Here is a 19,170-nt window from a genome sequence, read left to right on the forward strand (position 1 = left end):
AAAAGCCACTACTTGAATATAAACAACCAAAATATCGAAGAACTAATTGCGCTCTGTAAAAACAATAACCAGAAAGCGCAGTTTGAAATATACAATCGCTATTGTAAGGCGATGTATAACGTGGCTTTTCGTATTGTAAAAGACGAACATTTTGCACAAGACGTCATGCAGGAAGGTTTCTTAAAAGCTTTTACAAAAATCAATGACTATAAACAAGAAGTGGCTTTTGGCGCATGGTTAAAAAAAATAATCATCAATTATAGCATCGATTTTTACAAGAAAAACAACTCTTTTCATGTAGAAGATTTAAGTAAACAGCTTTATAAAATCGAAGAAAACGACGGAATTCTTTCTGAAAATATTGACTTAAACGCTCTAAAACTAAAACAGGTTTTAGATACCATTTTGCAGCTGAAAGATAATTACAGAATGGTGCTGACTCTTTTTTACATTGAAGGTTACGATCAAGAAGAAATCTGCGAGATTTTGAACATTACATATGCAAATTGCAGAACAACCTTGAGTAGAGCCAAAGATAGTTTGAGAAAAAAATTGGAAGAAATATAAAATGAATTGGAATTATGAAAAATGAAAAAGACAATTTAGACGACTTATTTAAAAGATTTGAAAACCAATGGGATATTCAGGAATTAAATTCTGATCACCAGGTAGATTTTCTGCAAAAATTAAACAAAAAAGAGCCTAAGAAAAAATACTGGTTCGCGACTGCTATTGCCGCTTCGATTGTATTGATGCTTGGAGTTTCTCTTTTTTATAAAAATGAAAAACCAAAAGAATTCAAATTTGCTTCTAAAGAAACTAAACGTACAGACTCTATTTTCAATATTCTAATCGATAATGAACTGGTTAAGCTAAAAGAGAAAAACTCACCAGAAAATCAGCAGATTATTACTGATGCTATGAATCAGATGAAAACTTTTGACGCTGATTATCAGAAAATCATAAACGAACTGCAAAAAAATGGTGAGAATAAACAAATTATTTATGCGATGATTAGCAATCTTCAAACGCGTATTTCTTTTTTACAAACCGTTTTGAAAAGAATTGAAGACAACGAAAAATTAAAAAACAACTCTAATGAAAAAACACTATAACTTACTAATCTTATTTCTTTTGATTCCTTTCTTAGGTTTTTCAAATGATGATGCTTTTGTTACTAAACAAAAAAACATTAAAAAAACCTATATCGTTAATTCTAATGCAGGAATCGATATTGATAACAAATATGGAAGCATCACTGTAACCACTTGGGATGAAGATAAAATTGATCTGGATATTACTATAAAGGTAAATGGCCCAAATGAAAATTGGGTAAACGAAAGATTAAACAGTATCGATGTTGATATCACGGCGCTTAAAGGTCTAGTTTCTGCCGTAACCAAACTAGGAAGCTCTAATCTTAAAAGCAAGGGAAGTAATAATAGTTTTGAGATCAATTATGTGATTAAAATTCCTAAAAACGGATCAATTAAATTGGTTAATAAATACGGTAATATTTCGGTACCAAATGCTGAAGCTTCTACAGATATTGACTGTAAATATGGAAAAGTGGCTTTAGGAAAACTAAATGGATCTAGTAATCAAATCTCTATTCAATACTGCCAAAATTCAAGCATAGAGTACATAAAAACAGGAAATATTGATGCTCGATATTCGAATCTTAAAATTAATGATTCTGGGAACTTGAATCTAAGCGCAAATTATACAGATGTTAATCTTAATGATGGCCAAAACATAAAAGCAGATTGCAACTACGGAACGTTTAAATTTCAAAAAATCAATTCTTTGAGTGGTTCTGGAAATTATTTAACTTTCATTATTGGCGAAATTTCCAGTAACTTTAGCTACGATACCAATTACAGTAAAATCAGTATCGGGACTGTAACTGAAAAAGCGGGGAACATTAGCATAAACTCAGGATATACAGATATTTCAATTGGTTACGTACCCAATTATGCATTTGATTTTGATATTTCTGCAAGATATTCAAACATTAAACATGATAATTCTTTAGAGATTTCTGTCTCTGAGGTTAAAAGTAACAGTAAAAGAATTGCTGGCTATTACAAGAAAAAAGGTCAAAATAAAATCAATATCAATTCGAACTACGGAAATATTTCCCTAACAAAAAATTAATCATCTAAAAATCAAAACAATGAAAAAGTCAATTTTACTTACAGCATTAAGCCTACTTTTTATGGCAATAAATTCTAACGCACAAACAAAAATAAGCGGAAACGGTACTGTCACTACCGAAACAAGAACAACTGGAGACTATGATGGCATAAGAATCTCAGGATTTTTTGATGTAGATTTAGTATCAGGAAAAGAAGGAAAAATTATTCTTAAAGGAGAAGAAAATTTATTGTCTAAAATTAAAGTGGAAGTTGAAGGAAATGAATTGAAAGTTTATATTGAGAGAGGAGTACAACTTCGTACCAGTATGGGCAAAAAGATACAAGTAATAGTTCCTTTCGAAAAAATATCAGCAGTTACATTGTCTGGATCTGGAGATGTTAAAAGCAAAAACAAAATCAATAGCGATAGTTTTTCTGCAAAACTTTCTGGATCAGGAAATTTTGATTTAGATGTTGATTCTAGAAATTTTGATTTAGCGCTAAGTGGTTCGGGAGATATAGTTTTAAAAGGGAAAGCAGATTCTTTTACAAGCAAAATATCAGGATCAGGAAACGTTAATGCTTCAAATTTAAAATCACAAACTGTAGATGTTACTGTTTCAGGTTCTGGAAATAGCGTAGTAACTTGCGAAAGTAGTATTACGGGAAGAGTTTCTGGTTCTGGAAATATTAAGTATCTAGGAAATCCAGAGAAAAGAGATGTAAAAGTTTCGGGGTCTGGAAAAATTTACAAAGGTTAATTATTTAAATAAAAATATCGCAAATTACAAAACTATCATCAATCAATAATTAATTGCACTTTGCGATATTGTAGTATAAAGACGTTTCGATTATTTTGAAACGTCTTTTTTATGCACTCTTCTCAATAGAAATATGGATATAACAAAAAATACGGCCAAGATTACAATTGCAGCACGAGGGCTTCCGGTAATTTGATCGATAATTCCGTAAACGCACATTCCGATTACAATTCCGATTTTTTCTGCAACATCATAGAAACTAAAAAACGATGCTGTATCTTGTGTATCAGGCAATAATTTTGAATAAGTCGAACGAGATAATGCTTGAATTCCGCCCATTACAAATCCGGCAACTGTTGCCATTACATAAAAATGTGTTGGCAAAGTAATAAAATAGGCAAGCGCACAAAATACTGCCCAAATTACGTTGATAAATATTAAAGTGGGTACGTTTCCAAATTTCTCTGAAGCTCTAGAGGTCAAAACAGCTCCAACAACAGCTACCAATTGAATGATTAAAATACAAACAATTAAACCTATTGTACTTTGTTCTTTAGTTTCCCACTGAATTTCCTGGGCTCCAAAATAGGTTGCTACAAGCATTACCGTTTGTACAGCCATACTAGAAACGAAGAAACCTCCTAAATATCGTTTCAAAGGAATATTCTCTTGTAATAACGTCCAAACCTTTTTTAATTCTTTAAAGCCATTAAATACTACAGATCTTGTTAGTTTCTGCCCCGATTCTTTACTTCCTTTTGGTAAATAATAGTAAGTGTATTGGCTAAATAAAATCCACCATACTCCTACCATTATAAAAGAATAACGCATTGCCTTCATTGCTGCTTCGCCATCAGTTCCTGAAATTCCAAAAACTTTAGGCTTCATAATCATCGCTAAATTGATGATTAATAAGATAACACTTCCAATATATCCTAACGAATATCCTTTGGCACTAATTCTGTCCTGCTGTTCTTCAAATGCAATATCTGGAAGATAGGAATTGTAGAAAACCAAACTTCCCCAATAGCCAAGTAATCCAAGGAAATAAAATAATAATCCGATATAAATATTATCCAAATCAAACCAGTATAATCCCATACAAGACAAAGCTCCTACGTAACAAAAAAACTTCATAAATGATTTCTTGTTTCCAACATAATCAGCAATTCCAGATAATAATGGTGAAATAAACGAAACCACCATAAAAGCAAATGCCGTAATAAAACTAATTAATGCTGAGTTTTTAAGATGCATTCCGAAAACATCAATATAATGATCTCTGTCGCTGAATAATGCTTCGTAAAAAATTGGAAAAACTGCAGATGCAATAGTCAAGGTATAAACTGAATTTGCCCAGTCATAAAACGCCCAAGCATTTAAAAGCTTCTTATCTCCTTTTTGTAGGTTTTTCATAGAAATGGTTTTGTAAATAGGCTACGAATTTATCTATTTTTTATGATAATCAAACGGAAATTGTTGAAATCATACATTATTAAATTATAAACTTTACTAAATAAAAAAAGCCATTCGGAAACGAGTGGCTTAAAAGAATATTTTGTGTACTTATTGTGTACTTAAAATCTATTTTATAGTTCCAACTTTCAATGCAATTGCTTTAGCTTCTGGAATTAAAGCTTTAATATTAGCAATTCTTGTTGCATCAGAAGGGTGTGTACTCATAAATTCAGGTGCAGATGCCCCACCAGATTTGGCAGCCATTCTACTCCAGAAAGCGACAGCATCATCTGGATTGTAACCAGCAATTGCCATTAAAGTCAAACCAATTTTGTCGGCTTCACTTTCGTTACTTCTACTAAATGGAAGCATTACTCCTACTTCAGAACCAATTCCGTATGCTTGTGCAAATATTTGCTGTGTTGCTTCAGATTTTCCGCTAGTTGCTGCTCCTAAAGCTGCTCCTCCTATTTGCTGTAATTGAGCGGCAGACATTCTTTGCGCTCCATGATTTGCCAAAGCATGAGAAACTTCGTGCCCCATTACAGTTGCCAAACCAGCTTCATTTTGCGTAACTGGCAAAATTCCAGAATAAACTACAATTTTACCACCAGGAAGACACCATGCATTTACTTCTTTGTTATCAACCAGTTTATACTCCCATCGATAATCTTTTAAGTATTGTGTCTGACCTAAATAATTTAGATATTTTTCTGCAGCTGCTTTAATTTTATATCCCACATTTTCTACAAGTCTAGCATCTGCTGTTCCAGTAATAACCTTATTTTCTGTTAAAAACTGGTTATACTGCTGAAAAGAAGAAGGGAATAATTCGCTATTTGAAACAAAATTCAAGTTTTGTTTCCCAGTAATTGGATTTGTTGCACAAGCCATTACAAGTGCTCCAAAAATCCCTAAAAACATATATTTTTTCATAATTCGAGCTATTTTCTAACAAAAATACAATTAAAAAAAATAAAATATTTTACATATTAAATCAAAAAAATATCAAAATTTAACTATTCGCCCACTATATGAAGTTCATTAAACTCTTTATCAATTAGTAAGAAATTATTTTGCTCGAAATTAATTTTATCAAACTCGATCTTTTCGTTATCAATTTCGATTTCTGCAACTTTAAAAGGCAATCCAATAAGATTGATTTTATATTTGGTGTAAGGAGTTATATATTTTCCCTCTTTGTGAAGCTGAATAATAAGTTCTTTTTCTTTTCCAATATTTCGCAATGACAAATAACTGTAGCGTCCTTTTTTATAATCGTAACCATCTTGAGCATCTTCATAAACCGCTGACTGCTCTTTACCGTTTTTGTAATAAACATCAAGTGTTAATTCATCAAATTCTAATTCGCCTACATATTGCTGAACTGGGTATTTTGGAATAATAGCACCCGCTTTTACAAACACTGGAATCTCATCAAATTTTGTATCAATCCAGATCTCTTTACCGCCTATAAACAATTCGTTTGTCCAATAGTTATACCATTCTCCTCTAGGAATATACATACGTCTACCTACAGCATTAGGTTCAAGTATAGGACACACTAAGATCTGATTTCCAAAGATGAATTCGTCGTTGCGATAATGTGTCTGTGTATCGTCTTGGTCATAATAAACTAAAGGTTTTAACATCGGAACTCCTTCTTCAATATATTGCCAAAACATGGTATATAAATAAGGTAATAATTGATAACGAAGGCTCACAAATTTTCTGGTAATATTAATTACTTCTTCATCAAAAGCCCATGGCTCTTGATTTCCGTGATCTCCAGAAGAATGTGTTCTGCAAAAAGGATGAAAAACCCCCAATTGAATCCAGCGTGCGTAAAGCTCGCCTGTAGGTTGTTCTGCAAAACCTCCAATATCAGAACCTGTAAATCCCATTCCTGAAATAGATAATCTCTGAACTTGAATATTTGCAATCCACAAATGCTCCCAAGTTGCTACATTATCACCTGTCCATGACGATGTATAACGCTGTGCTCCCGCATAAGCCGATCTCGTTATGACAAAAGGACGTTTCGGATAAGCAAATCGTTTTACTCCATGGTAAGTTGCTCTTGCCATTTGTGTTCCGTAAATATTGTGCGCTTTTCTATGGCTACAAGGGTTTCCGTCATAGATATGACGAACATCCATTGGAAAAGTTTTATTCGGAACCTCCATAACTGCTGGTTCGTTCATATCATTCCAAACTCCTTTTACACCAATATCTGCAATTAATTCTTTAAATAAACCAGCCCACCATTCTCTAACTGCGGGATTTGTATAATCTGGAAAGTTACATTCTCCTGGCCAAACTTTTCCTTTCATATAAGGTCCGTCTGCCCTTTTGCAGAAATAATCTTTTTCTAAAGCTTCTTTATAAACCCAGTAATCTTTATCAATTTTAATTCCTGGATCAATAATTACTATGGTTTTAAAACCATCTTCTGCCAATTCAGAAACCATTCTTTTAGGATCTGGAAAATAGTTTTTATTCCAAGTAAAACATCTAAAACCATCCATATAATCTATATCCAGATAAATGGCGTCACAAGGAATTTGAAGTTCCCTAAATTTTGATGTAATTTCTTTGACTTTACTTTCGGGATAATAACTCCATTTACATTGATGATATCCTAAAACCCAAAGCGGCGGTAATTCTGGCTTACCTGTTAAGTCGGTATACGTTGTTACTACGTCTTGCATTTGAGGACCGTAAACAAAATAATAATTCATTTCTCCACCTTCAGCCCAGAAACTAGTCACATTTCTTCTTTCTTGACAAAAATCAAAAAATGTTCTGAAAGTATTATCGAAAAATATACCGTAAGATTGTTTATTATGAAGGCCAATATAAAATGGAACCACTTTATACAAAGGTTCTTGATCTTTCTGGTAAGCATATTGATCTGTGGCAAAATTCTCTACTCTTTTGCCTTTCAGATTCATTTGAGTGGCCTTATCGCCTAAACCATAATAACATTCACCGTCTTTAGCATATTTACTCATTTTTACGATATTCCCTCCATATTCATAGCTTTCTTCCCAATGAAAACCAAGTTCATCTTCAAGGATAAGAAAATCATTTAAATCGTAAATTGAAAGACGAAGATCTGCTTTCTGTATTTTACATTTTACTTTACTAGTTCTAATCTGAAAGTATGTTTCTTCTTCTGTGACCTCCAAGAAGTTATAGCCATGAAGCTGAGTTTTATCAATGGCATAAGAAAAATCATTGCTGAAATAGCCTTTTGTAGTAAAACGAAATCGAATTAAACTATCACGAAGAATAGTTACTTTTAAAATTACTTTGTTATCCGTATTAAAGAAAATAGAATCTCCTTCATGTTCATAAGAAACAATTTTTGATGGATATAAATCGCCTTTGTATTCTAATGATGTGTTTGTAATCATATCTCCAATGAATTAATTTAACATTTTCCTTCTACTCAAACATACAAAAAAAGTTCGTAACGCTCTATGAATAAAAGGTTTATTCACGAAAACGTTTTTTCTGAATGAGCTTCAAATTACCAAACAAAAAATCAACAATTTGATAATTTTGAAACGATATAATGACAAAATCTTATTTCAAGATTTTTACTTAATTTAAAGTATATACGGCAACACTCAAAGGAGGCAAAATCAATTCTGCAGAAAAATCTCGGCCATCATACGAAATTGATTCTATTTTTAATGGTTTAGTACTTTCTATACCGCTTCCTCCATATATTTTGGCATCAGTATTAAAAATCTCTTTTAAATTGCCTTTTTTAGGAATACCAATTCTATAATTTTCGCGAACGACTTGAGTAAAATTGCAGACAACAATCACATTTTCATCTGGATTATTTCCTTTTCTAATATAAGATAAAATAGCATTTTGATGATCTGAATAATTAATCCATTCAAAACCATCTCCTCTAAATTGTTTTTCGTATAATGCTGGCTGTGATTTGTACAATTGATTTAAATCGGTAATCAAACTTTTTATTCCAGAATGAAAATCATACTGAAGCAAATGCCAATCTAAACTTTGTTCAAAATTCCACTCACTTGTCTGACCAAACTCAGCTCCCATAAACAAAAGTTTTGTTCCTGGATGCGTAAACATATACCCGTACAATAATCTCAAATTTGCAAAGCGCTGCCATTCGTCGCCAGGCATTTTATAAATAAGAGAATTTTTACCATATACTACTTCGTCATGAGAAAATGGAAGCATGAAATTTTCAGTAAAAGCATATGTCATCGAAAAAGTCAATTCATTCTGATGGTATTTTCTATAAACGGTTTCTTTTTGAAAATACTTTAAAGTGTCATGCATCCAACCCATCATCCATTTCATTCCAAAACCTAAACCTCCAACAGATGTTGGTCTTGAAACCATAGGAAATGAAGTGCTCTCTTCAGCAATAGTCTGAATACCAACAAAATTAGAATAGATTACTTCATTAAATTCTTTAAGAAAGCTAATAGAATCCAGATTTTCCCTTCCTCCATAAATATTAGCTTCCCATTCGCCATCCTTTCGAGAATAATCAAGATATAACATTGAAGCTACAGCGTCAACACGAAGTCCGTCGATATGATAATTTTGAAGCCAAAAAACAGCATTACTTATTAGAAAAGCTCGAACTTCATTTCTACCATAATTAAAAACTAAACTTTTCCAATCTGGGTGATATCCTTTTCTTCGATCTGGATGTTCGTATAAATGAGAACCGTCAAAATACCCTAAACCATGTGCATCATCAGGAAAATGTGACGGAACCCAGTCTAAAATCACTCCAATTCCCTCTTGATGCAATCGATCAACCAGAACCATAAAATCTTGTGGTTTTCCAAAACGGGAAGTTGGTGCAAAATACCCTGTAAGCTGATAACCCCAAGAAGGGTCATAAGGATATTCCATAATTGGCATAAACTCAACATGCGTAAAACCAGTTTCTTTTATATATTTTACCAAATCATCGGCAAGTTCAAGATAAGTCAAAAAACGATTATGTTCTCCTCTTCTCCAAGACCCCAAATGCACTTCGTAAACCGAATAGGGTTTATCCAAAGCATTATAATCATGACGATTTTGCATCCAATTATGATCTTTCCATTTATAATCCAGATCCCAAACCACAGATGCAGTGTGAGGTGGTTTTTCGCAATAGCGCGCAAATGGATCGGCCTTTTCGGTAATTACGCCATTTATACTAGATTGAATCTTGTATTTGTAAAGCGCCCCTTTTGAAATATCAGGAATAAATCCTTCCCAGATTCCAGAAGAATCCCAACGGACGTTTAAAACATGTTCGCCCTGTGTCCAATAATTAAAATCTCCAACAACTGAAACAGAATGAGCCGTTGGAGCCCAAACAGCAAAATAAACACCTTTTACTCCATCTACTTCAATTAAATGAGCTCCAAGTTTTTCATATAATCTGAAGTGTTTTCCCGCTTTGAATAAATCTATGTCAAAGTCAGTAAAAAGAGAATGTGGGGTTACTTTAGTCATATGGTTGGTTTAAGAGATAATTATTATCGAATTTAGAATTTGGGATTTTAAAAATTGGCATTTGGAATATTTATATTGGAATTTTCAGTCTTTATTCAATTCTAAAATTGTCTGCAAGTGTAACTCCTTTTTTTACTACGACAATTCCGTCTTTAATGCTGTACAATTCGTTAGTAAAATTATCTAAATGTTTACCTCCGCTAATATGAACATTGTTTCCAATACGCACATTTTTATCAACCAAAGCATTTTTAATAAAGCAGTTTTCACCTATACCAATATGTATTTTATTGATGCTGCTTTCGTGGTTCAATTCTTCAAGATCTTGATAAAAATCGTTCCCCATAACGTAGCAATTCTCTAAAACAGTTCCTTCACCAATTCGAGAACGTATGCCTATAACCGAACTTTTAATCTCTTTGGCATTAATAATACATCCCTCAGAAATTAAAGATTGGTTGATTATTGAGTTTCTAAATTTAGATGGAGGTAATAATCTTGGTCTAGTGAAAATTTTATTTTCGTTATCGAATAAATTAAATTCTGGAATATCTGCTGTTAAGCCAATATTAGCTTCAAAAAATGATTCTATATTCCCTATATCTGTCCAATAACCTTCATATTGATAACTTAATATTTTATGTTTTCCAACCGATTGCGGAATAATTTCTTTACCAAAATCTTTTGTTTCTTGGTCAGCCATTAGCTCCTGTAGCAAAGATTTATTAAAAATATAAATTCCCATTGAGGCAAGGTATTTTTTACCTTTTTCCTGCATTTGTTCGCTCACCTCCGATTCCCATTCAGGCAATAGCGATGGATGTGGTTTTTCAATAAAAGCTTCAATAACACTTTCGTGATTGGTCTTTAAAATTCCAAATTCGGGAGCGTCTTTAGCATTTACAGGCAACGTTGCAATAGAGATTTCTGCATCAGCCGCAATATGTGCTTCAAGCATTTCGTTAAAATCCATTTGATATAATTGATCCCCCGAAAGAATTAAAGCATGGTCAAAATCATGTTTCAAGAAATGTGACATACATTGTCTTACAGCATCTGCTGTTCCTTGAAACCAGGTTGGATTGTCTGGAGTCTGTTCTGCCGCCAAAATATCTACAAAGGACTGACTTAAAATACTAAAATTAAAAGTGTTTTTAATGTGAGCATTTAGAGAGGCGGAGTTAAATTGCGTCAAAACAAATATTTTAAAAATATCAGAATTGATACAATTAGAAATCGGAATGTCGACCAAACGATATTTTCCACCAATGGGAACTGCAGGTTTCGATCTTGTTTCTGTTAATGGAAATAAACGTGAACCTTGTCCACCTCCTAAAATAATGGCAACTACATTTTTCTTTTTAAATTTCATTTTGCTGAATTATTAAGTTGTATATTTCGATATATTCTTGGCAAACTCTTTCCCAGGAATGATCTGCTGACATTCCTCTTTTTAAAACTTCATTGAAATTTATTTTATCCTCATACAACCTAACAGCACGATTTATTGAATAGCATATGTCGGCTACAGAAGCCTGATCATGACAAATGCCATTTCCTTCATCTCCAAAATCAACAACCGTATCTCTTAACCCTCCAGTTCTTCTAACAATCGGAATAGTTCCGTAACGCATCGCATACATCTGATTTAATCCACAAGGTTCTACCCTAGAAGGCATTAAAATATAATCTGAACCTGCATACATCAAATGCGCTAAATCTTCATTATAACCTATAAAAACATTGTAATTTCCTTTGTAATCATTTCGCAACTGAGTTAACTGCGTTTCAATCTCTGCATTTCCTGAACCTAAAATCAAGATGTTAATTTCCTCAAAATTTTCAGATAAAGCCAAAGCAGCAGCAAGCGGAAGCAAATCACCTCCTTTTTCTTCAAACAATCGGCCAATAAAGCTAAATAATGGCTTTGATGGATCTAGCTCAAATTGTTCGCACAGTTTCTCTTTATTCTTTCTTTTTCCAGCTTCAAAATCTTCAATAGAATAATTCTCCTGAATCATTTGATCTTTCATCGGATTCCAAACTTCAATATCAATTCCATTTAAAATTCCTTTAGATTTATTTCTAAAAGAATTAAATAAAGATTCTAAACCATTTGCTGAAATATTAATTTCATTTAAATAGCTTGGAGATACTGTAGTTACGGCATTGGCGCATTTAATGGCAACTGCTAAAGAGTTGATAGAATTGCTCCATTCTAAAAAACCAACATGTCTCAAATCAAATTTTGGCAGATAATATAATTTATCAAAACCAAACCAGCCTTGATATAAGCCATTATGAATCGTTATAAGTGTTTTTACATTTTTTAAACTTTCATATTTATAAGAAAACTGAAGTAAAAATGGAATAATGCCTGTATGATGATCATGACAATTAATAACATCTGGCGTTTTATTCCGTGCTATAATCCAATCCAATGTGGCAATCTGAAAAGATAAAAATCTTTCGATATCATCTTCGTAACCATAAATATTCGGACGATTAAATAATTCATTAATCTCTATTAGATATAATTCAAAACCTAACTTATCTGTTTTTTCTTTTAGTACACTAAACGGAAAACTAAAATTTCCTAATTCAATTGTACCCCAATGAACACATTCAAAATCATTTTCCTTTTTAAACTTCGTGTCATAACAAGGAATTACAACTCTAACAGAATGGCCAGCAGCTTGTTGATATTTTGGCAATGCACCCACTACATCGCCTAATCCGCCAACCTTTGCTACAGGATAACATTCTGCGCTAATATGAAATATTTCCATTTCAGAAATTAATTTAGGATTATCATAAGAAGCAATCATTTATATACTACTTTTATGTTTTTTAAATTTAGCAAAAAAACAAGCAAAATCCTTCTTTTAAATAAGTTTTATTGAAATGGCAAAAAAGGCAATTAATCCTACTAAATCATTAAAAATTCCTAAGATTATTATAATATCTGCGAAAATTTGTGCTTTTATATCCACAAAATTAGTTACAAAATTTGCTGCAAAGATTTTTACAACTCCTATCAAGCATAAAGTTCCAAAAAGAGAATTAGAAATGGATGCTAAAAGCATTCAAGAATTAATCTATGTCCCTTCAATTGATAAAAGTATTGTTACATATGCATACGGGCAAAGTGAACGCAAAGTTTTATTGGTACATGGCTGGTCTGGAAGAGGAACGCAACTCTTTAAAATTGCTGATGAACTTTTGAACAAAGGCTATTCAATAGTTAGTTTTGACGCTCCTGCACATGGAAAATCAAAAGGAAAAACAACAATAATGTCGGAGTTTATAGCTTCTATATTAGAAATAGAAAAACAATTTGGCCCTTTTGAAATTGCAATTGGCCATTCTCTAGGCGGAATGTCAGTTCTAAATGCAATTAAAGATGGATTTAAAGTAGAAAAAGCTGTAATTATAGGAAGTGGTGATATTATCCAAGATATTTTAGATGAATTCACTTCTAAACTGGGTTTGCGAAAAGAAATTAGCAATCATTTGAGAGATTCTTTTGAAAGTAAATATCAAGTAATAATGGATGATTTTTCAGCCTATCGAGCAGCTCAAAAAATCAATATTCCTGTTTTGGTTATACATGATAATGATGATCCCGAGGTATCTGTAAAAGCGGGAAAGCATATTTATGAAAATCTTAAAAATGGATCTTTATTTTTAACCGACGGATTAGGCCACAGGAAAATACTTGGAAATCAAAATGTTATCAAAAAAATTCTAGAATTCATTAAAATCAATTAACTTTATAGATAACTATTTAAATATCAACATTAAAGAAAATTAGAAAATGGATTTATTTGGAGAAACATTAGATTGGGAAACTAAATTAAAACCAATTTTAAAAAAGTATAAAAACAAAAAACATCCACTAGATTATCAAAATCCATATCAGTTATTAGTCATGGTTGTTTTGTCTGCTCAAGATTCTGATGCCAATATCAACTCAATTGCACCAGCTTTATTTGAAAAATTCCCAACGCTAAAAAGTCTATCAAAAACCGATTTAGAAACTTTTTTGCCTTATATCACTAAAGTTCGCAATCACGGAACTAAAGCACAATGGCTTTTGGATATTGCAAAAACCATAAAAGAGGATAACAATATTCCTTTAACCATGTCAGGATTAACTGCATTGAAAGGTATTGGAAGAAAATCTGCAAACGTGATTTTAAGAGAAACAGGCCAACCAGCTGAAGGAATTATTGCGGACTTACATGTAATAAGAGTTGCGCCAAGAATTGGAATAATTAAAGAATCTAAAGATGGTAATAAAGTAGAAAAAGATTTAATGCAGGCTTTACCGAAAAATATTTGGTCAGAAATAGGAATGGCAATTTCATTTCTAGGTCGCGAAATCTGCAGACCTAAACCTAAATGCCCTGAATGTCTTTTAACTGATATTTGCTTATACTACAATACCGAAATCCTTAAAAACTAATTATTTTCTTCTTGTATCAATCAAATAGATAATCTTCCACGAATCTTTTTCTTTAAATAAAGTAAAAGCATTTATACCAGAATGGCTTAATTTATCATTTAAATAAAATTCATATGGTGTCCAAACATGCGCCATTGTTCCATCAATCTGAATATTATAACTCAATATTTTTTCTTGGAATTTCATATTTGAAGGAATAGATGCAATAGATTTATAAAACTCTTTTGCACTTTCATCAGATAATTTATTTCCTTTCACAGTGCTTTCGCTAATAGACTGCAATATCATTTTATCCGAACAAACCAATTTGATCTTTGTTGAATCTCTCAGGTGAAATCCTTCAAAAAAAGATTCAATGCACTTTTGAATTTCTTGCTTTTGAGCATTAGAAGATAATCCTAAAAGAAGAAAAAACATAATAGTATAAATTCTCATAACTATAAAATTATTTAAACACCAAATTGAGATAAATGGTGGTCCAAATGTTTTGCAAACATATTATTCCACTCTTTAGAAGACAACTTACCAAAAGAAAGAGATTCTTTTCCTTCAAATTCTTTTTCGCCTAATTCTTGCGTTTTTTGAATATAGGAAATTAGTCTGCTTTTTTCTAGCTCAAAATCACGATTGCCTTTAATAATAAATTGTGGAGCTGTACCAAGGCTTCTTGGATAAGGAGTTTCACTTACCACTTTATTTTTAGCCAATAGCTTTAACAGAAGTTTTATTAAAGCATTTGGTTTCGAATGGATATTATCATAAACCATTTCGTATGTAACGTTACAATGAGCCAGCATTTGATCGACAGACATTTTTCCCCAAAGCGGCTGAGAATCCGTTGTAAGCTTATTAATTCTGGTAACAAATTGATCACAATCTTCTTTAAGGAAAACATTTTGCATAGCTGAAAATGAGATATTACAGTTAAATATAGAAGTAAAAATATAAAATTTCTGATTAAAACAGCTTTTGAAGTTTAATAATTTAGCATATGGTAAGAGAAAAACCTATTTAAGTTTAGACCAAAAAAAAACTTCAATTAACTTTTGTTAATTGAAGTTTTTAGTACTCAGAGCGGGACTTGAACCCGCACGAACATTGCTGTTCACTGGATTTTAAGTCCAGCGTGTCTACCAATTTCACCATCCGAGCATTATGTGGTACCTCCAGGGATCGAACCAGGGACACATGGATTTTCAGTCCATTGCTCTACCATCTGAGCTAAGGTACCATATTACTTATATTTCTATAAGTAAAAGTTAGAATAAAAAACCCCATTTAAAAACGGGGTTTTCAAAAGAAAGGCGACGACATACTCTCCCACAAAACTGCAGTACCATCTGCGCAGGCGGGCTTAACTTCTCTGTTCGGGATGGGAAGAGGTGAGCCCCGCCGCAATAACCACCTTAAGGCTATTCGCTGCAAGCAGCTTTTAATCATTAATTATCAATTATAAATTGTTAATTATCAATTAAACAATATTTTAACATACTGAGATAAAGAAACAAATAAGCATTATTTCAGAAAGTTTCCTCCCCCCGATTGCCCGGGGGGAAAAGTTTGTGCATAAGCTTACGGATTATTAGTACTACTCGACTATGACATTACTGCCTTTACATCTGTAGCCTATCAACGTGGTCATCTTCCACGATCCTTAAAAGAAATCTCATCTTGTGGTGGGTTTCGCGCTTATATGCTTTCAGCGCTTATCCCTTCCAAACGTAGCTACTCTGCGGTGCCCCTGGCGGGACAACAGATACACTAGAGGTTTGTCCAATTCGGTCCTCTCGTACTAGAATCAGATCCACTCAAATTTCTAACGCCCGCAGTAGATAGAGACCGAACTGTCTCACGACGTTCTGAACCCAGCTCGCGTGCCACTTTAATGGGCGAACAGCCCAACCCTTGGGACCTTCTCCAGCCCCAGGATGTGACGAGCCGACATCGAGGTGCCAAACCCCCCCGTCGATATGAGCTCTTGGGGGAGATCAGCCTGTTATCCCCGGCGTACCTTTTATCCTTTGAGCGATGGCCCTTCCATGCGGAACCACCGGATCACTATGCTCTACTTTCGTACCTGATCGACCTGTATGTCTCTCAGTCAAGCTCCCTTATGCCATTGCACTCTACGCACGGTTACCAAGCGTACTGAGGGAACCTTTAGAAGCCTCCGTTACTCTTTTGGAGGCGACCACCCCAGTCAAACTACCCACCAAGCACTGTCCCCCACATTGCGGGGTTAGGCCTCAGATAAACAAAGGGTTGTATTTCAACAATGACTCCACAACGCCTGGCGACGCCGCTTCATAGTCTCCAACCTATCCTACACATCATTTATCCAAGGTCAATACTAAGCTATAGTAAAGGTGCACAGGGTCTTTTCGTCCCACTGCGGGTAAACGGCATCTTCACCGTTACTACAATTTCACCGAGCTCATGGCTGAGACAGTGTCCAGATCGTTACACCATTCGTGCAGGTCGGAACTTACCCGACAAGGAATTTCGCTACCTTAGGACCGTTATAGTTACGGCCGCCGTTTACTGGGGCTTCAATTCAATGCTTCTCCGAAGATAACATCTCCTCTTAACCTTCCAGCACCGGGCAGGTGTCAGGCCCTATACTTCATCTTACGATTTTGCAGAGCCCTGTGTTTTTGATAAACAGTCGCCTGGACCTCTTCACTGCGGCCAGCATTGCTGCTGGCGACCTTTCTCCCGAAGTTACAGGTCTATTTTGCCTAATTCCTTAGCCATGAATCTCTCGAGCACCTTAGGATTCTCTCCTCAACTACCTGTGTCGGTTTACGGTACTGGTTCTTACTGCCTGAAGTTTAGAGGTTTTTCTTGGAAGCCCTTAGGCGCACTATCTCTTTGTCCGAAGACTCCGAGTACTATCGCATTTCACCAAGATCTCCGGATTTGCCTAGAGACCCTATAGCTAGGTGCTTTAACGAACTATTCCGTCAGTTCGCGGCGCTTTCATCACTCCGTCACCCCATCACAGCAATAAGAAGTACGGGAATATTAACCCGTTGGCCATCGACTGTCCCTTTCGGGTTCGCCTTAGGTCCAGACTAACCCACAGCTGATTAGCATAGCTGTGGAAACCTTAGTTTTTCGGTGTGCGGGTTTCTCGCCCGCATTATCGTTACTTATGCCTACATTTTCTTTTCTGACCGGTCCAGCATACCTTACGATACACCTTCAGCCCTGTCAGAATGCTCCCCTACCACTTGCACATACATGCAAATCCATAGCTTCGGTAATATGCTTATGCCCGATTATTATCCATGCTCGTCCGCTCGACTAGTGAGCTGTTACGCACTCTTTAAATGAATGGCTGCTTCCAAGCCAACATCCTAGCTGTCTGGGCAGACAAACCTCGTTCTTTCAACTTAGCATATATTTGGGGACCTTAGCTGATGGTCTGGGTTCTTTCCCTCTCGGACTTGGACCTTAGCACCCAAGCCCTCACTGTTATCAATCATTATATAGCATTCGGAGTTTGTCAGGAATTGGTAGGCGGTGAAGCCCCCGCATCCAATCAGTAGCTCTACCTCTATATAACTAAAATAACGCTGCACCTAAATGCATTTCGGGGAGTACGAGCTATTTCCGAGTTTGATTGGCCTTTCACCCCTACCCACAGGTCATCCGAAGACTTTTCAACGTCAACCGGTTCGGTCCTCCACTGTGTGTTACCACAGCTTCAACCTGCCCATGGGTAGATCACACGGTTTCGCGTCTAACACTACTGACTAAAGCGCCCTATTCAGACTCGCTTTCGCTGCGGATCCATGGCTTAACCACTTATCCTTGCCAGCAGCGTTAACTCGTAGGCTCATTATGCAAAAGGCACGCCGTCACCCCACGAAAGGGCTCCGACCGCTTGTAAGCGCATGGTTTCAGGATCTATTTCACTCCGTTATTCACGGTTCTTTTCACCTTTCCCTCACGGTACTGGTTCACTATCGGTCTCTCAGGAGTATTTAGCCTTAGCGGATGGTCCCGCCAAATTCAGACAGGGTTTCACGTGCCCCGCCCTACTCAGGATACCGCTATCCATTACATTTGTTGCCCATACGGGGCTGTCACCCTCTGTGGCGCTCCTTTCCAGAAGCTTCCGGTTCCTCATGCATGAAATGTCGCGGTCCTACAACCCCAGCTATGCCGTAACATAACTGGTTTGGGCTAATCCGCGTTCGCTCGCCACTACTTACGGAATCACTTTTGTTTTCTTCTCCTCCGCCTACTTAGATGTTTCAGTTCAGCGGGTTTGCCCACCTATCGGTGTGCTATGTCTTCAACATAGCGGGTTGCCCCATTCGGATATCTGCGGATCAATCTGTGTGTGCCAGTCCCCGCAGCTTTTCGCAGCTTATCACGTCCTTCATCGCCTCTGAGAGCCTAGGCATTCCCCATGCGCCCTTATTTTGCTTATTGCACCAATCTTGTTAATTAAAACAAGACCGTTTTGTTTTGTCTTTTGCAATAAATTGCAAAAAACGCTTTCTACTTTCTTATTATTTTCTTATCTCAATATGTCAATGAACTTTTTCCCGATTTATCGGGACAGTGGAGAATAACGGAGTCGAACCGTTGACCTCCTGCGTGCAAGGCAGGCGCTCTAGCCAGCTGAGCTAATCCCCCAATCTAATTATGAATTGTGAATTATGAATTATGAATGATTATTCATAAGAACTCAACTCTAGAATTTCCTTTTTTTAAGTTAAATAGTAGTCCCGGGCAGACTCGAACTGCCGACCCCTACATTATCAGTGTAGTACTCTAACCAGCTGAGCTACGAGACTCTGTTTTACTTAATTTTATC

At 35.1% G+C, this 19,170-nt stretch carries 14 protein-coding genes, 4 tRNA genes and 2 rRNA genes; 6 read left to right on the forward strand and 14 right to left on the reverse strand.

Translation table 11 applies throughout. The features are described from left to right. Window positions 1–12: 12 nt before the first annotated feature. The 4 genes from QLQ95_RS21565 to QLQ95_RS21580 are packed head-to-tail and all read left to right on the forward strand — an operon-like array spanning window position 13 to window position 2,899. Window positions 13–567: an RNA polymerase sigma factor gene (locus tag QLQ95_RS21565; protein ID WP_320495550.1), complete on the forward strand. Its 555-nt coding sequence runs from the start codon at window positions 13–15 to the stop codon at window positions 565–567. Between the two features lie 14 nt (window positions 568–581). Next, entirely contained in the window at window positions 582–1,115 is a 534-nt protein-coding gene (locus QLQ95_RS21570; RefSeq protein ID WP_320495551.1) for an anti-sigma factor, read from the forward strand. Then, the gene (locus tag QLQ95_RS21575; protein ID WP_320495552.1) at window positions 1,099–2,157 is read left to right on the forward strand and encodes a hypothetical protein; all 1,059 of its coding nucleotides are present in this window, start codon (window positions 1,099–1,101) and stop codon (window positions 2,155–2,157) included. The genes QLQ95_RS21570 and QLQ95_RS21575 overlap by 17 nt, the downstream gene beginning before the upstream one ends. A 19-nt stretch (window positions 2,158–2,176) precedes the next feature. Further along, entirely contained in the window at window positions 2,177–2,899 is a 723-nt protein-coding gene (locus QLQ95_RS21580) for a head GIN domain-containing protein (protein ID WP_320495553.1), read from the forward strand. A 90-nt stretch (window positions 2,900–2,989) separates the two neighbouring features. Here QLQ95_RS21580 and QLQ95_RS21585 read toward each other — a convergent pair whose 3' ends face one another. The 6 genes from QLQ95_RS21585 to QLQ95_RS21610 all read right to left on the reverse strand — a co-directional run bounded on the left by QLQ95_RS21585 (window position 2,990) and on the right by QLQ95_RS21610 (window position 12,660). Beyond that, window positions 2,990–4,315, reverse strand: coding sequence for an MFS transporter (locus QLQ95_RS21585; RefSeq protein ID WP_482501616.1), 1,326 nt, complete (start codon window positions 4,313–4,315; stop codon window positions 2,990–2,992). A gap of 168 nt (window positions 4,316–4,483) precedes the next feature. Next, the gene (locus QLQ95_RS21590) at window positions 4,484–5,293 is read right to left on the reverse strand and encodes a M48 family metallopeptidase (RefSeq protein WP_095931121.1); all 810 of its coding nucleotides are present in this window, start codon (window positions 5,291–5,293) and stop codon (window positions 4,484–4,486) included. Window positions 5,294–5,376: 83 nt separating this feature from the next. Continuing rightward, a complete protein-coding gene (locus QLQ95_RS21595; RefSeq protein WP_482501618.1) occupies window positions 5,377–7,776 on the reverse strand; it encodes a glycoside hydrolase family 31 protein in 2,400 nt (799 codons plus the stop codon). A gap of 190 nt (window positions 7,777–7,966) precedes the next feature. Next, a complete protein-coding gene (gene glgB, locus QLQ95_RS21600; RefSeq protein ID WP_482501620.1) occupies window positions 7,967–9,871 on the reverse strand; it encodes a 1,4-alpha-glucan branching protein GlgB in 1,905 nt (634 codons plus the stop codon). Between the two features lie 91 nt (window positions 9,872–9,962). Continuing rightward, window positions 9,963–11,243, reverse strand: a complete 1,281-nt coding sequence (locus tag QLQ95_RS21605; protein ID WP_428239181.1) for a glucose-1-phosphate adenylyltransferase — start codon at window positions 11,241–11,243, stop codon at window positions 9,963–9,965. Then, the gene (locus tag QLQ95_RS21610) at window positions 11,233–12,660 is read right to left on the reverse strand and encodes a glycogen synthase (RefSeq protein ID WP_482504072.1); all 1,428 of its coding nucleotides are present in this window, start codon (window positions 12,658–12,660) and stop codon (window positions 11,233–11,235) included. The genes QLQ95_RS21605 and QLQ95_RS21610 overlap by 11 nt, the downstream gene beginning before the upstream one ends. 115 nt (window positions 12,661–12,775) lie before the next feature. Here QLQ95_RS21610 and QLQ95_RS21615 point away from each other — a divergent pair, with 115 nt between their 5' ends. Together QLQ95_RS21615 and QLQ95_RS21620 are read left to right on the forward strand one after the other, a co-directional pair. Beyond that, window positions 12,776–13,642 (forward strand): alpha/beta hydrolase, encoded by an 867-nt coding sequence (locus QLQ95_RS21615; RefSeq protein ID WP_320495558.1) that lies wholly within the window; start codon window positions 12,776–12,778, stop codon window positions 13,640–13,642. 46 nt (window positions 13,643–13,688) lie between these two features. Next, window positions 13,689–14,339: an endonuclease III domain-containing protein gene (locus QLQ95_RS21620; protein ID WP_095931116.1), complete on the forward strand. Its 651-nt coding sequence runs from the start codon at window positions 13,689–13,691 to the stop codon at window positions 14,337–14,339. On the opposite strand, the gene QLQ95_RS21625 is transcribed toward QLQ95_RS21620, so the two are convergent. The 8 genes from QLQ95_RS21625 to QLQ95_RS21660 form a co-directional block, all read right to left on the reverse strand. After that, window positions 14,340–14,774, reverse strand: coding sequence for a nuclear transport factor 2 family protein (locus tag QLQ95_RS21625; protein ID WP_482501623.1), 435 nt, complete (start codon window positions 14,772–14,774; stop codon window positions 14,340–14,342). Between the two features lie 14 nt (window positions 14,775–14,788). Next, complete coding sequence (locus QLQ95_RS21630; protein ID WP_320495560.1) at window positions 14,789–15,241, reverse strand: DUF1569 domain-containing protein; 453 nt, start codon at window positions 15,239–15,241, stop codon at window positions 14,789–14,791. 164 nt (window positions 15,242–15,405) lie between these two features. Continuing rightward, window positions 15,406–15,491, reverse strand: a tRNA-Leu gene (locus tag QLQ95_RS21635). A gap of 6 nt (window positions 15,492–15,497) precedes the next feature. Continuing rightward, window positions 15,498–15,570, reverse strand: a tRNA-Phe gene (locus tag QLQ95_RS21640). Window positions 15,571–15,638: 68 nt separating this feature from the next. Further along, window positions 15,639–15,748: ribosomal RNA gene (gene rrf, locus QLQ95_RS21645) — 5S ribosomal RNA — on the reverse strand. Between the two features lie 153 nt (window positions 15,749–15,901). Then, a 23S ribosomal RNA gene (locus QLQ95_RS21650) occupies window positions 15,902–18,783 on the reverse strand. Between the two features lie 132 nt (window positions 18,784–18,915). Further along, window positions 18,916–18,989, reverse strand: a tRNA-Ala gene (locus QLQ95_RS21655). Between the two features lie 87 nt (window positions 18,990–19,076). Then, a tRNA-Ile gene (locus QLQ95_RS21660) sits at window positions 19,077–19,150 on the reverse strand. Window positions 19,151–19,170: the final 20 nt, after the last annotated feature.

The sequence above is a fragment of the Flavobacterium sp. B330r genome (assembly GCF_056824325.1).

Excerpts from the sequence above, each read along its gene's own strand:
- QLQ95_RS21575 (WP_320495552.1), top strand. The coding sequence starts at position 1,099 with ATGAAAAAACACTATAACTTACTAATCTTATTTCTTTTGATTCCTTTC.
- QLQ95_RS21630 (WP_320495560.1), bottom strand. The coding sequence starts at position 15,241 with ATGCAAAATGTTTTCCTTAAAGAAGATTGTGATCAATTTGTTACCAGA.
- QLQ95_RS21595 (WP_482501618.1), bottom strand. The coding sequence starts at position 7,776 with ATGATTACAAACACATCATTAGAATACAAAGGCGATTTATATCCATCA.
- QLQ95_RS21625 (WP_482501623.1), bottom strand. The coding sequence starts at position 14,774 with ATGAGAATTTATACTATTATGTTTTTTCTTCTTTTAGGATTATCTTCT.
- glgB (WP_482501620.1), bottom strand. The coding sequence starts at position 9,871 with ATGACTAAAGTAACCCCACATTCTCTTTTTACTGACTTTGACATAGAT.
- QLQ95_RS21610 (WP_482504072.1), bottom strand. The coding sequence starts at position 12,660 with ATGGAAATATTTCATATTAGCGCAGAATGTTATCCTGTAGCAAAGGTT.
- QLQ95_RS21615 (WP_320495558.1), top strand. The coding sequence starts at position 12,776 with ATGGCAAAAAAGGCAATTAATCCTACTAAATCATTAAAAATTCCTAAG.
- QLQ95_RS21580 (WP_320495553.1), top strand. The coding sequence starts at position 2,177 with ATGAAAAAGTCAATTTTACTTACAGCATTAAGCCTACTTTTTATGGCA.
- QLQ95_RS21585 (WP_482501616.1), bottom strand. The coding sequence starts at position 4,315 with ATGAAAAACCTACAAAAAGGAGATAAGAAGCTTTTAAATGCTTGGGCG.
- QLQ95_RS21620 (WP_095931116.1), top strand. The coding sequence starts at position 13,689 with ATGGATTTATTTGGAGAAACATTAGATTGGGAAACTAAATTAAAACCA.
- QLQ95_RS21605 (WP_428239181.1), bottom strand. The coding sequence starts at position 11,243 with ATGAAATTTAAAAAGAAAAATGTAGTTGCCATTATTTTAGGAGGTGGA.
- QLQ95_RS21570 (WP_320495551.1), top strand. The coding sequence starts at position 582 with ATGAAAAATGAAAAAGACAATTTAGACGACTTATTTAAAAGATTTGAA.
- QLQ95_RS21590 (WP_095931121.1), bottom strand. The coding sequence starts at position 5,293 with ATGAAAAAATATATGTTTTTAGGGATTTTTGGAGCACTTGTAATGGCT.